A 13,090-nucleotide genomic window follows, 5' to 3' on the forward strand; every position below is an offset into this window, starting at 1 on the left:
GGCCCGTGACCACGCCACCCACCCGCCCCTCCTCCCCCCAGGTCGTCGCCGTGGTGGGGCCCACCGCGGCCGGAAAGTCGGATCTCGGTGTCGCCCTCGCCCGCGAGCTGGGCGGCGAGGTCGTCAACGCGGACTCCATGCAGCTCTACCGCGGCATGGACATCGGCACCGCCAAGCTCAGCGCCACGGAGCGGCGCGGTGTGCCGCACCGTCTGCTCGACGTCTGGGACGTCACCGAGACGGCCAGCGTCGCCGAGTACCAGCGGCTGGCCCGCGAGGAGATCGACCGGCTGCTCGCCGCCGGCCGGGTCCCGGTGCTGGTCGGTGGGTCCGGGCTCTATGTGCGCGCCGCCATCGACGTGATGGAGTTCCCGGGCACCGACCCCCGGGTGCGGGCGCGGCTGGAGGAGGAGCTCGCCACGGTCGGGCCGGGCCCGCTGCACGCGCGGCTGGCGGCTGCCGACCCGGCGGCCGCCCGGGCCATCCTGCCGAGCAACGGGCGGCGCGTCGTGCGCGCCCTGGAGGTCATCGAGATCACCGGCCGTCCGTTCACCGCGAACCTGCCGGGGCACGAGGCGGTCTACGACACGCTCCAGATCGGGGTGGACGTCGCCCGGCCGGAGCTGGACGAGCGGATCGCCCACCGTGTCGGGCGGATGTGGGAGGCCGGGCTGGTCGACGAGGTGCGGGCGCTGGAGGGCGCCGGCCTGCGCCACGGGCGCACGGCGTCCCGGGCCCTGGGCTACCAGCAGGTCCTGGCCGCGCTCGCGGGGGAATGCACCGAGGAGGAGGCCCGCGTGGAGACCGTACGCGCCACCAAGCGCTTCGCCCGCCGGCAGGACTCCTGGTTCCGTCGCGACCACCGGGTGCACTGGCTCAGCGGCGCGGCCGGCGACCGCCGGGAACTCAACGGGCGGGCTCTCGCGTTGCTCGAACGAGCGGTCACAGCCTGATCACGTGATGGCATCGGGACGTCCCGGGCGGCGGGTCGCGCACTCCGGACGTGCCATCATCGAGCATCGGTGGAGCCGAAGCAGCGGTAGTGGGGAGGGCGCGTGGCGATGGAGGCCGGCCCTCGTGACAACGAAGAGATCAAGGTCGAGCACGTGAACCCGCTCGACGCTCCGGAGACGGACACCGACGAGTTCGGCGAGGGCCCCGAGGAGCCGCCCGTGGAGCCGCACGAGCTGCGGCCTCCGCGCCGGATGCGGCTGTGGCAGCTCGCCCCGGTGGTCGTGCTGGGGGCGCTCGGCTCGCTGATGTTCGCCTTTCCCCTGGCCTTCGAGCCCGGCGCCCGGTCCGGCGCCGTGGTCTCCATGCTGGGCCTGCTGATCTTCGGCTGCGCCGCGGGCTGGGGCGTGATGGCCGCCCGTCGCGTCGGGCAGCGCTGGCCCGGACTGCCCGGGCCGGGATCGGGTCAGCGCGCGGACTGGCGGGTGGTTCTCCTCTACACGGTGATCATCGGCACCCTCGCCGCGCTGGCCGTCTGGCGGGTCGCCCGGCTCGCTTAGGGCCTGTCCGGCGCGGGCACGAGAAGGTCCGCCGGAAGGCACCGGGGCCCGTCCCGGTCCCCGCGCGACCCCGTACGATCGGGACTGTGAGCATCGCGCGGCAGGTGCCGTTCCTCAAGGGCCACGGCACCGAGAACGACTTCGTCATCCTCCCCGACCCGGACGGCGTCCTGGAACTGCCCGCGGACGTCGTCGCCCGCCTGTGCGACCGGCGGGCCGGTATCGGCGGGGACGGGCTGCTGCGGGTGGTGCGCTCCGCCCGGCACCCGGAGGGCCGGGCCCTGGCCGAAGAGGCCGAGTGGTTCATGGACTACCGCAACGCCGACGGCAGCGTCGCGGAGATGTGCGGGAACGGCGTGCGGGTCTTCGCCCGCTGTCTGGAGCGGGCCGGACTGGTCTCGGCCGGTGATCTGGCCGTGGCCACCCGGGCCGGCGTGCGGCGCGTGCACCTGGCCAAGGACGGCGCCGTCACCGTGCAGATGGGCCGGGCCGTGCTCCCGGCCGACGAGGTCACCGTCACCGTGGGGGAGCGGAGCTGGCCCGCCCGGCATGTCGGGATGGGAAATCCGCACGCCGTCGCCTTCGTCGGGGACCTCGGCGACGCCGGCCCGCTGCGGGAGCCGCCGCTGGTCGCCCCCGCGGCCGCCTACCCGCACGGGACGAACGTCGAGTTCGTCGTGGACCGCGGGCCCGGGCATGTCGCCCTCCGGGTGCACGAGCGCGGCTCCGGGGAGACCCGTTCCTGTGGTACGGGCGCCTGTGCGGCCATGGTCGCCGCCGCCCGCCGGGACGGCGCCGACCCCGCCACGGACGGCGTCCCGGCGACGTACACGGTGGACGTGCCGGGCGGGCGGCTGGTGATCACCGAGCGCGCCGACGGCGAGATCGAGATGACGGGCCCGGCCGTGATCGTCGCGGAGGGCGGCCTGGACCCGGACTGGCTCGCCGGCTGAGCGCGCGACGGGCGTACGCGGGAGGCGCGCGGCATATCGCCGTGTGCGCCCCAACCTCCCGCTCCCGTCGCTCGATTGGGTGATCCCGGTCACGGTGTGGAAGAGCCGGTCAGCACTATGTGAGGGGCTCGGTAGCATCACCGGAGGGGAACGGGCCTGCACGAGCGGGACGAGCGGCACGACCGGGAGATGCCATGGACGCGGTGCGAAGCCTCCGGCGGCTCAGCCGGGCCGCGCTGGCGCGTTCCGGGCCCCGGGGCGGCGGTCTGCCGGACGCCATCGAGCATGTCGCCCAGGTCCACCGCGCCCACCACCCCGGCGCCGACCTGGACATCCTGCGCCGGGCGTACGTCCTCGCCGAGTCCTCCCACCGCGGCCAGACCCGCAAGAGCGGCGAGCCCTACATCACCCACCCCCTGGCCGTGACGCTGATCCTCGCGCAACTCGGCGCGGAGACCACCACGCTGACGGCGTCCCTGCTGCACGACACCGTCGAGGACACCGAGGTGACGCTCGAGCAGGTGAAGGCGGAGTTCGGCGCCGAGGTCTGCCACCTCGTCGACGGGGTCACCAAGCTGGAGAAGGTGGAGTACGGCGCCGCGGCCGAGCCGGAGACCTTCCGCAAGATGCTGGTCGCCACCGGCAGCGACGTCCGGGTGATGTCCATCAAGCTGGCGGACCGGCTGCACAACATGCGCACCCTCGGCGTGATGCGTCCCGAGAAGCAGGCCCGCATCGCCCGGGTGACCCGGGACGTCCTGATCCCGCTCGCCGAACGCCTGGGCGTGCAGGCGCTCAAGCGCGAGCTGGAGGACCTGGTCTTCGCCATCCTCCTGCCGGAGGAGCACCGCCGCACCCAGCAGCTCATCCGGGAGCACACCGCCCGGCGCGACCCGCTCACCGAGGTCGCCGGCGCCGTCCGCGCCACGCTGCGCGAGGCCTCCCTGGACGCGCAGGTCCTCATCCGGCCCCGGCACGCGGTCTCCGTGCACCGCCTGCTCCGCAAGCGGGGTGCGCTGGGGGCCTGCGACTTCGGGCGGCTGCTCATCCTCGTCGGCGAGGACGCCGAGTGTTACGCCGTCCTGGGCGAGCTGCACACCTGCTTCACCCCGGTGATCTCGGAGTTCAAGGACTTCATCGCGGTCCCCAAGTTCAACCTCTACCAGTCGCTCCACACCGCCTTCGCCGACGCGGGCGGCAGGGTCGCCGAGGTCCTGGTCCGCACCCACCGGATGCACCGGGTCGCGGAGGCCGGCGTGGTGGCGCTCGGCGACCCGCACACGGCCCCCTCCGGGCAGGCCGACGCCGTTCCGGACGGGGAGCGCGCGGACCCCACCCGGCCCGGCTGGCTCTCCCGGCTGCTGGAGTGGCAGAGCCACGCGCCGGACCCGGACACCTTCTGGACGGAGCTGCGGGACGAGCTCGCGGAGGACCGCGAGATCACGGTCTACCCCGCCGCCCCCGCCGAGACCGAGGCGGCCCGCGCCCTGCCGCTGCCGGCCGGTGCCACCTGCGTGGACGCCGCCTACGCGCTGCACGGGGAGGCCGCCCACCGCTGTATCGGCGCCCGGGTCAACGGCCGGCTGGCGGCGCTCAGCACCGTGCTGCGGGACGGCGACGCCGTGCAGCCCTTCCTGGCGCCGGCCTCCGCGTCCGGCGCCCACGCCCCCGCCCCGGAGTGGCTGGAGCACGCACGCACCCCGGCCGCCCGCATCGCCATCCGCCGGTGGCTGGCCGCGCACCCGCCGGAGCCGGTACGGCCCGGAGCCGCGGAGGGGGACGACGCCGCCGGCCCCGCGGAGCCGGAGGGCGACGCTCCGGAGGCATCCGGTTCCGCCGGCGGCGGAGGCCCGGAGCCGGCTCCCGTGGGTCTCCCGGAGGTCCCGGGCACCGGCCGCCCGGAGGTCCCCGCAGCCGCCACGGAGAGCGGGGCCCCGGCCGGCTCGCGCGCCGGTCCGCCGCCCGGTCCGCCGCCCGAGCCGCCGCCCGTGGTGACCGGCCACCCCGGCGCCCCGGTGCGGCTCGCCCGGTGCTGCACCCCGGTGCCGCCCGACGCCGTCACCGGCTTCCCGGTGCGCGGCGGTGCGGTCACGGTCCACCGGGACAGTTGCCACACCGTCGTACGGATGGCCGCCGCCGGGCGCGCTCCGGTGCCCGTCCGGTGGCGCACCCACGCCTCCGGCTGCCGGGTCACCCTGCTCGCCGAGGCCTTCGGCCGGCCCCGGCTGCTCGCCGACCTGACCGAGACCATCGCGGCGCAGGGTGCTGCCGTGGTCGCCGCCGACGTGGCCCCACCCTGCGAGCAGCGGGTGCGGCACACGTACACGCTCCAGCTCCCGGACGCCTCGGGCCTGCCCGACCTGATGCGGGCCATGCGGCGGGTGCCCGGCGTCTACGACGTGAGCCGCGCAGTCCGCCGCCTCTCCACCGGCTGACACCCGCGCGCGGACCCCGTTCGGGGGCTTTCCGGCGGGCCGCGGGAGCGGCACCCGGGGCGGCCGCCGGCGTGCTGATAGCAGTGCTCCATGAGCACCGCCACCCCCGCCCCCGGCACCCGGCCCGGCGGCCCCGGCCGGCCCCGCACGCTCCGCCGCCGCACGGCAGCGGCCCTCGCCTCCGCCGCCGTCACCCTGAGTCTGGTCGCCGCCGCGGTCCCCGGGCCCCGGGCCCTCGGCGTCGGCGACCGCCTCTTCCCGGCCCTGGGCAACCCGGGGTACGACGTGCGCGCGTATCACCTGGCCTTCCGCTACGGCGGCGACCACGACCGCCCGCTGCGGGCCCGCACCCGGATCACCGCCCGCGTCACCGCGGACCGGCTGGAGCGGGTCAACCTCGACTTCTCCGGCGGCGAGGTCCGCTCCGCACGGATCGCCGGGCGGGACGTCCGGCACACCACGGTGGGCGAGGACCTGGTGCTCACCCCGGACCGTCCGCTGCGCCGCGGCGCCCTGCTGCGGGTCGACATCCGGCACACCAGCCCCACGGACGGCTCCCGCGGCGGCTGGGTCCGTACCCGGGACGGCCTGGTCATGGCCAACCAGGCGGACGCGGCGCACCGCGTCTTCCCCTGCAACGACCACCCCTCGGACAAGGCCCGCTTCACCTTCCGGCTCACCGCGCCGCGCGGCGTCACCGCCGTCGCGAACGGCGTCCGCACCGGTGCGCGGCACACGAAGGCGCGCACCACCTGGACGTACACCAGCCGGCATCCCATGGCCACCGAGCTGGCACAGGTGTCCCTCGGCCGCTCCGACGTGGTGCGGGCCGCCGGTCCGCACGGCCTCCCGCTGCGCCACGTGGTGCCTTCCCGGCACCGCGCCGGGCTGGAGCCCTGGCTCGCCCGCACCCCGGGGCAGCTCCGCTGGCTGGAGCGGCGCCTCGGCCGCTACCCCTTCGAGACGTACGGACTGCTGGTCGCCGACGCCCGCACCGGCTTCGCCCTGGAGACCCAGACCCTCTCCCTCTTCGAGCGGCGGCTCTTCGCCGGCGACTCCTTCCCGGACTGGTACCGGGAGTCGGTGATGGTGCACGAGCTGGCCCACCAGTGGTTCGGGAACAGCGTCGCCCCGCGCCGCTGGGCAGACCTGTGGCTGAACGAGGGCCACGCCACCTGGTACGAGTGGCACTACGCCGAGCACCGCGGCGGCACCCCGGTGGCGGAGCGGATGCGCCGCGCGTACGCCCGTTCGGACGAGTGGCGGGAACGGTACGGGCCGCCCGCCGACCCGCGGCCGCTGCGCCCCGGCGACCGGACGGGCCTCTTCCGGAAGAGCGTGTACGACGGCTCGGCACTGGTGCTGTACGCCCTGCGGGAGGAGGTCGGCACCCGCGACTTCCGGCGGCTCCAGCGCGCCTGGACCGCCCGGCACCGGGACGGGGTGGCCGGCACCCGGGACTTCGTGCGGCTCGCCGAGGAGGTCTCCGGGCGTGACCTGGACGCCTTCTTCCGGGGCTGGCTGCACGGGGAACGCACCCCGCCGATGCCCGGTCACCCACAGTGGCGGACCCGCAAATCCGGGTGACGGCGGTGCCCCGGCGTGCCACCATCGACGGCGTGCGGCGGCCGCACCGGGGAATGACCCGGGCATCGCGGGCGTTGCGCCTCATGAGCCCTCAGGCGCACCTCGTGAACGTGCTGAGCGTCTCCTGAGCACACCGACGACGACCGAAGGATGCCCTTGACCCTCTCTTCCTCTCTTCCACGCCCCGGCCGGGCCCTCGCCGAGGCGGACCGCCGCGCCGACGCCCTGATGGCGGAGGACGCCGCGTGGAGTGACGAGACCGACGGCGCGCGGGACGGCGAGCAGTACGACCGCTCCGACCGGGCGGCGCTACGTCGCGTGGCCGGGCTCTCCACGGAGCTGGAGGACGTCACCGAGGTCGAGTACCGGCAGCTCCGCCTGGAGCGCGTGGTCCTCGTGGGTGTGTGGACCTCCGGCACGGCCCAGGACGCCGAGAACTCCCTGGCGGAGCTGGCCGCGCTCGCCGAGACGGCGGGCGCCCTCGTCCTGGACGGCGTCATCCAGCGCCGGGCCAAGCCGGACCCGGCGACCTACATCGGCTCCGGCAAGGCCGACGAGCTGCGCGACATCGTGCTGGAGACCGCGGCGGACACCGTGGTCTGCGACGGTGAGCTCAGCCCCGGCCAGCTCATCCACCTCGAGGACGTCGTCAAGGTCAAGGTGGTGGACCGCACCGCCCTGATCCTCGACATCTTCGCCCAGCACGCCAAGTCCCGCGAGGGCAAGGCACAGGTCGCCCTCGCGCAGATGCAGTACATGCTGCCGCGGCTGCGTGGCTGGGGCCAGTCGCTCTCCCGGCAGATGGGCGGCGGCGGCTCCGGGTCCGCGGGCGGCGGCATGGCCACCCGTGGTCCCGGTGAGACCAAGATCGAGACCGACCGGCGGCGGATCCGCGAGAAGATGGCGAAGATGCGCCGGGAGATCGCGGAGATGAAGACCGGCCGTGAGGTCCAGCGGCAGCACCGCAGGCGCGCCAAGGTGCCCTCGGTCGCGATCGCCGGCTACACCAACGCCGGCAAGTCCTCGCTGCTCAACCGCCTCACCGGCGCGGGCGTGCTGGTGGAGAACGCCCTCTTCGCCACCCTCGACCCCACCGTGCGCCGCGCGGAGACGCCCGGCGGGCGGCTCTACACCCTGGCCGACACCGTGGGCTTTGTGCGGCACCTGCCCCACCACCTGGTGGAGGCGTTCCGCTCCACCATGGAGGAGGTCGCGGACGCCGACCTCATCCTCCATGTGGTGGACGGTTCGCATCCGGCGCCCGAGGAGCAGCTCGCCTCCGTGCGCGAGGTGATCCGGGACGTCGGCGCCACGGACATCCCCGAGATCGTGGTGGTGAACAAGGCCGACGCCGCCGACCCGCTGGTGCTGCAGCGGCTGCTCCGGCAGGAGCCGCGCGCGCTCGTGGTGTCCGCCCGCACCGGGCAGGGCGTGGACGAGCTGCGGGCCCTGCTGGACGAGGAGCTGCCGCGCCCCTCGGTCGAGCTGGAGGTGCTGGTGCCGTACACCGCCGGTGCCCTGGTCTCCCGTGCCCACACGGAGGGCGAGGTGCTCTCCGAGCAGCACACCGGGGAGGGCACGCTGCTCACCGCGCGGGTGCACGAGGAGCTCGCCGCCGAGCTGCGGGCCTGTCTCCCGGCCGGGAAGGCCTGAGCCCCGGCACTCGTGGCGGGCGTACCCGCCCGCCACGAGTGGACCGACCGACGGGAAGCCCCGTCCCTCGCCCGGGCGAGGGACGGGGCTTCCCGTGTGCCGTACGCGGGGCCGGTCAGCTCCGGCCGGCGAACTTCTTGCTGATCGCGTCGAACACGCCCTCGGCCGCCGCGCCGAGGCGCGGGCCCGTCGCCCAGGACACGTCCGGACGGTTGATCAGCGAGTTGACGGAGACGAGCTGCGCCTTGCCGTCCGAACCCTCGGCGAACCAGCCGCCGCCGGACATCCCGCCGGTCATGGTGCAGCCGATCCAGTACATCGGCGGCTGCGACGGGTCCAGCGAGTAGCGGCTCGGCTTGTCCGTGCACCGGAACATCCGGGCGCCCTGGTACGGCGCCTCCGCCGGGTAGCCGTACGAGCTCACGCCCGCGAACCGGTCGATCGGCGGCGCGTCGAAGTCGACCTTCACCGCCGCGCCGACGGTCTCCTCCAGCGACTTGCCGGTGTCCGGGTTGGTGCGGACCTTGAGCACGGCGAAGTCCTGCTGGGCTCCGTTGCCGTTGCTCGAGTCGCCCTTGCTGATCCAGTAGTCGGTGGTCTGGATCCACTCCACCCACCACTGGCCGTACGGGTACAGGGCGCTCCGCTGCGCGCCGTCGAGCCGGGAGGCGGAGAGTCCGTCGTTGTTGAACGCGGGGGCGAACATGATGTTGCGGAACCAGCCCCCGCTGCGGCCGCCGTGGATGCAGTGCGCCGCGGTGGCCACCAGATTGGACTTCCCGGGACTGCGCGGGTCCTTGACGACCGTGCCGGAGCAGACCCCGGGCCCCTTGGGGGTCTCCATGAAGATCTTGCCGGCCGGCGCCGCGTTCTGCGTGTAGGGGGTGGCGACCTGTTCGGCCTGTACGCGGGACGGCACCGGGCCGGTGGCACCGGCCGTCTCGACGTCCGGACCGACCGCGTTCTCGCTGCCCTTCGCCTCCTCGACCCGCTTCCGGCTCCAGTGGTCCGGGACGTACGGATTGACGAAGTCGGCGGCGTCACGCAGCCACTGGTCCTTGTCCCAGTTCTTCCAGCCGTCCTTCCGCCACTGGTCGAGGTCGTCGATGGAGCCGGGCAGATCCTCCGGCAGCTTGTCGGTGAGACCGCCGCCGTCCTTCGCGGCGTCCGCCGCCTCGTTCTTCCGGTCGGCGGAAGCGGACGAGCCGGAGTCGCCGCCGCAGGCGGTGACGGTGAGGGCGAGAGCGGTGACGACTCCCGCGAGGGCCGCCACCCGGCGGCGGCGCGGGCTCAGATGGGATGCCATGTGCGGTGTGCTCCTCCGGGTCGCGCTCACTTGAGCTTCGTCACGGCGTCGAACACGCCCTCGGCCTTCTCGCCCAGCCGCGGCCCGGCGAGCCAGTCGTTCGTGGCCGGACCGATCGAGGTGACGGAGAGCAGCTTCTTCCCGTCCTCGCTGAGCCAGCCCCCGCCGGAGGAGCCACCGGTCATGGTGCAGCCGATCCGGTACATCGTCGGCTGGGAGGCATCGATGGTCAGGCGCCCGGGTGCGTCCGCGCAGCTGTACATCTTCTCGCCGCTGTACGGGGGCGCGGCCGGGTAGCCGTGCGCCGTGAGGCCGGGGATGCCCTGAACGGACGGGGTGCCGAAGTCCACCTGCACGGAGCCGCCGACCGCTTCCTCGAGGGTGCTGTCGCGCCGGTCCTCCGGCTGCACCCGGAGCACCGCGAAGTCCTGCGCGGCGCCGGCGCCGCCCACCGCGGCGCCCTCGTCGATCCAGTGCTGCGTGGTGCGGGCGTGCTTGGCCCACCAGACACCGTGCGGCACGACCTCCTTCCGCGGGGCCTTCTCCAGTGCCTCGTTGGGCGCGCCCTTGCTGTTGAAGTGCGGGACGAAGACCACGTTGCGGTACCACCCGCCGGCCTTGCCCGCGTGCACGCAGTGCCCGGCGGTGGCCACCAGGTTCGACTTCCCCGGGTTCGCGGGATCCGCGATCACGGTGCCGGAGCAGGCCATCGGCCCCTTGGGGGTCTCCATGAAGATCTTGCCGACCGGCGGGGCCTCGCCGGTGTACGGCGTCTGCTGCGGCGCGGCCTGCACGGGCTCCGGGGCCGGGTCCGTGACGCCCTCGTCGACCTCCGGCTCGTCGACGTCGCGGTCGGTCTCCTCCGCGTCGTCCATCCGGTCCGGGTCCCAGAAGTCCTCGATGATCGGGTTGATGAACTCCCGGGCCTCACGCAGCCAGTCGTCCCGGTCCCAGTTCTTCCAGGCGCCGTCCTTCCACTTCTCCAGGTCCCGCAGACCGGCGGGGAGATCCTTCGGAAGCTTGTCCGGAAGCCCCAGCTCGTCCTGCAGGTCCTGAGCGGGCTGCTGGGTGCTGGATGCGCTCGGCTTGGCGTTCGAGCCGCCCTCGTCCGGCCCGCAGGCCGTCGCGGTGACCGCCAGCGCGGCCACGGCGGCCGCGGCGAAGACCGGTCGTCCGCAGCGACGCACGGAACTCCCTGTCGCTGACATGGATGGAACTCCCCCTGTTGTCTTTCGTCTTGCCCGGAGATGTGTCATGGCCCCGCCCGGTCGGCGAGGCCACCCAACTATGCCCGGTGAGGTGGGGGACGGGCCGGGCAGGGTCCCCGGTTCCGCCGAAACCATGACCTGGATCTTCACAACCCGAACGATCTTCGGGCCCGGCCGTGATCTGTCGCCCCTCTCTTCGTTGACAGGTGACGGGGGGTCAACGGCCGCTCGCCGGCGCCCCGGCACCGACACCACAGGAGGCAGCAGCAGTGAACGCGCGCTCCGGACCGCAGGAGAACCCCGCCGACGGGCGGAGCCCGGTCCGCAAACGCCTCGCGCGGCTCATCGACCCCGCGGTCCCGCGCCAGCCCCGCCGCACCTCCCCCGAGCCGGCCGGCGCCGGTGTCGGCACCTGCCCGCCACCTGCCGCAGAGCCCGGCGACGGAGCCCGGCACCCCTTGCGCGGGACGGCGGACCACACCGCGCTCACCGAGCCGCTCGATCCGCTGGAGGACCCGGACCCCGCCGCCGCGGCGGACGCCGCCGCGGTGGAGAACCTGCTGCGCTGCTGGGTCCGGGAGAACGACCTGCCGCGCCCCGACGACGACGAGCTCCGCCTTCCCCTGCACTCCGCCGGGACGGAGCTCCGGGTCCCCGTACGCCACTGGTCGGCCACCGGCTGGCACCGGCTCGGGCGTCCGCTGCTGGACGGTGCGCCCCCGGACGCCGTGCCCCTGGACGCGGTGACGCTCGCCGCCCTGCTGGGCCGGGAGGCCGCGTACTGCGGCGGCGCCGGACCGGCGGGGGAGAGCACCGAGCTGGTGGGCCGGGTCGCCGACAGCGTCCGGCGTACGGCGGACTTCCTCGCGGACCGGCGCGCGGACCCCGGGCCCCCGCCGGGGACCGGGCTCTTCCTCGCCGGCGAGCAGTCGCTCCTCCTCGGCCACCCCCTGCACCCCACGCCCAAGAGCCGGGAGGGGCTCTCGGACGCCGAGGCCCGGACGTACTCGCCCGAGCTGCGCGGCTCCTTCCCGCTGCACTGGATGGCCGTCGACCCCGCGGTGCTCGCCACCGACTCCGCCTGGCACGAGCACGGCCCGGAGGCAGCCGACAAGGATGGCGGGCCGCCGGACCCTGCCGGGGGCGCCGGGCACACGGTGGACCGGCACGAAAGCCCCGTGCCGGCCGCCCGGCTGGCCGCGCGCCTGCTGGGGGATGACGCCGCGGGCCGGGTCCCGGAGGGCTTCGCGCCGCTGCCGCTGCACCCCTGGCAGGCGCGGGAGCTCCGGCACCGCCCGGAGGTCGCGGAGCTGCTCGCCGCGGGACTGCTGCGCGACCTGGGCCCGCTGGGCGAGGCCTGGCACCCCACCTCCTCCGTGCGCACCGTGCACCGGCCCGGCGCGCCGGCGATGGTCAAGCTCTCGCTGGGGCTCCGGATCACCAACTCCCGCCGGGAGAACCTCCGCAAGGAACTGCTGCGGGGCGTCGAGGTGCACCGGATCCTGCGCGCCGGCCTCGGCGCCGAGTGGCGGGCGGCGCACCCGGCCTTCGACATCGTCCGCGACCCTGCCTGGCTCGGGGTGAACACCCCCGGCGGCGAACCGGTGCCCGGCCTCGACACCGTGTTCCGGCAGAACCCCTTCGCCCCGCGCGACGAGGCTCTCTGCGTCGCCGCGCTCACCTCGCCCCGGCCGTGGCCCGGCGGCGGCGAGGCACTGCGGTCCCGGCTCGCCGAGGTCGTGGAGGGCCTGGCCCGGCAGACCGGCCGGCCTGTCGCCGCCGTCGCGGCCGAGTGGTTCCTGCGCTATCTGGAGTCGGTCGTCCGGCCGGTGCTGTGGCTCGACGCCCGCGCCGGCATCGCCCTGGAGGCGCACCAGCAGAACACCCTGGTACTGCTGGACTCCGACGGCTGGCCCCGCGGCGGGCGCTACCGGGACAACCAGGGGTACTACTTCCGCGTGTCGCACCGTCAGGCCCTGGAGGACCGGCTTCCGGGCGCGGGCGTCGCCAGCGACTCCTTCGTGGCCGACGAGGTGACCGACGAGCGCTTCGCCTACTACCTGGGCATCAACAACGTGCTCGGCCTCGTCGGCGCCTTCGGCTCGCAGGGACTCGCCGACGAACGGCTGCTCCTCGCGGCCTTCCGGGGTTTCCTGGACGGCGAGGCCTGCCCGCCGCCCGGCACCCCCGCGTCGCCGCTGCCCGCGCTGCTGCTCCGGGCGCCGGTGCTGCGCTGCAAGGCCAACCTCCTCACCCGCCTGCACGGCATGGACGAGCTGGTCGGACCGGTCGACACCCAGTCCGTCTACGTCAGCGTCCGTAACCCGCTCGCTTCCTGACCGGGAGGCACCGGCATGGAATCCAGCGCTCCGCGACCGGCCCCGGGACCTCCTGCCGGAACCGCCGCACCGGCCCGCCCGGAGGCGGCGCCACGGGA

Annotated in this window: 9 protein-coding genes; 7 read left to right on the top strand and 2 right to left on the bottom strand. The window is 74.9% G+C overall.

Annotation, left to right across the window (positions count from 1 at the left end):
• Window positions 1-5: 5 nt before the first annotated feature.
• The 6 genes from miaA (at window position 6) to hflX (ending at window position 8,139) form a co-directional block, all read left to right on the top strand.
• Window positions 6-953 carry a tRNA (adenosine(37)-N6)-dimethylallyltransferase MiaA gene (gene miaA / locus HOY81_RS12700; RefSeq protein WP_237320420.1) on the top strand — a complete coding sequence of 316 codons (948 nt, stop codon included), beginning with the start codon at window positions 6-8 and terminating at the stop codon, window positions 951-953.
• A gap of 108 nt (window positions 954-1,061) precedes the next feature.
• A complete protein-coding gene (locus HOY81_RS12705; protein ID WP_237320442.1) occupies window positions 1,062-1,511 on the top strand; it encodes a hypothetical protein in 450 nt (149 codons plus the stop codon).
• A gap of 86 nt (window positions 1,512-1,597) precedes the next feature.
• Window positions 1,598-2,464, top strand: coding sequence for a diaminopimelate epimerase (gene dapF / locus HOY81_RS12710; RefSeq protein WP_237320421.1), 867 nt, complete (start codon window positions 1,598-1,600; stop codon window positions 2,462-2,464).
• 194 nt (window positions 2,465-2,658) lie between these two features.
• Window positions 2,659-4,899, top strand: a complete 2,241-nt coding sequence (locus HOY81_RS12715) for a bifunctional (p)ppGpp synthetase/guanosine-3',5'-bis(diphosphate) 3'-pyrophosphohydrolase (RefSeq protein ID WP_237320422.1) — start codon at window positions 2,659-2,661, stop codon at window positions 4,897-4,899.
• 90 nt (window positions 4,900-4,989) lie between these two features.
• The gene (locus tag HOY81_RS12720; RefSeq protein WP_237320423.1) at window positions 4,990-6,486 is read left to right on the top strand and encodes a M1 family metallopeptidase; all 1,497 of its coding nucleotides are present in this window, start codon (window positions 4,990-4,992) and stop codon (window positions 6,484-6,486) included.
• Window positions 6,487-6,642: 156 nt separating this feature from the next.
• Complete coding sequence (gene hflX / locus HOY81_RS12725) at window positions 6,643-8,139, top strand: GTPase HflX (protein WP_237320424.1); 1,497 nt, start codon at window positions 6,643-6,645, stop codon at window positions 8,137-8,139.
• Between the two features lie 115 nt (window positions 8,140-8,254).
• Here hflX and HOY81_RS12730 read toward each other — a convergent pair whose 3' ends face one another.
• A complete protein-coding gene (locus HOY81_RS12730; RefSeq protein ID WP_237320425.1) occupies window positions 8,255-9,445 on the bottom strand; it encodes a serine protease in 1,191 nt (396 codons plus the stop codon).
• Between the two features lie 26 nt (window positions 9,446-9,471).
• Window positions 9,472-10,653, bottom strand: a complete 1,182-nt coding sequence (locus tag HOY81_RS12735; protein WP_237320426.1) for a serine protease — start codon at window positions 10,651-10,653, stop codon at window positions 9,472-9,474.
• Between the two features lie 269 nt (window positions 10,654-10,922).
• Here HOY81_RS12735 and HOY81_RS12740 point away from each other — a divergent pair, with 269 nt between their 5' ends.
• A complete protein-coding gene (locus tag HOY81_RS12740) occupies window positions 10,923-12,992 on the top strand; it encodes an IucA/IucC family siderophore biosynthesis protein (RefSeq protein ID WP_237320427.1) in 2,070 nt (689 codons plus the stop codon).
• Window positions 12,993-13,090 lie beyond the last annotated feature (98 nt).

This window comes from Streptomyces sp. JJ36 (assembly GCF_021696945.1).
GTDB lineage: Bacteria > Actinomycetota > Actinomycetes > Streptomycetales > Streptomycetaceae > Streptomyces.

Coding starts and splice junctions, on each gene's coding strand:
- HOY81_RS12705 (WP_237320442.1), top strand. CDS start 1,062: ATGGAGGCCGGCCCTCGTGACAACGAAGAGATCAAGGTCGAGCACGTG.
- HOY81_RS12715 (WP_237320422.1), top strand. CDS start 2,659: ATGGACGCGGTGCGAAGCCTCCGGCGGCTCAGCCGGGCCGCGCTGGCG.
- HOY81_RS12720 (WP_237320423.1), top strand. CDS start 4,990: ATGAGCACCGCCACCCCCGCCCCCGGCACCCGGCCCGGCGGCCCCGGC.
- HOY81_RS12730 (WP_237320425.1), bottom strand. CDS start 9,445: ATGGCATCCCATCTGAGCCCGCGCCGCCGCCGGGTGGCGGCCCTCGCG.
- HOY81_RS12735 (WP_237320426.1), bottom strand. CDS start 10,653: ATGTCAGCGACAGGGAGTTCCGTGCGTCGCTGCGGACGACCGGTCTTC.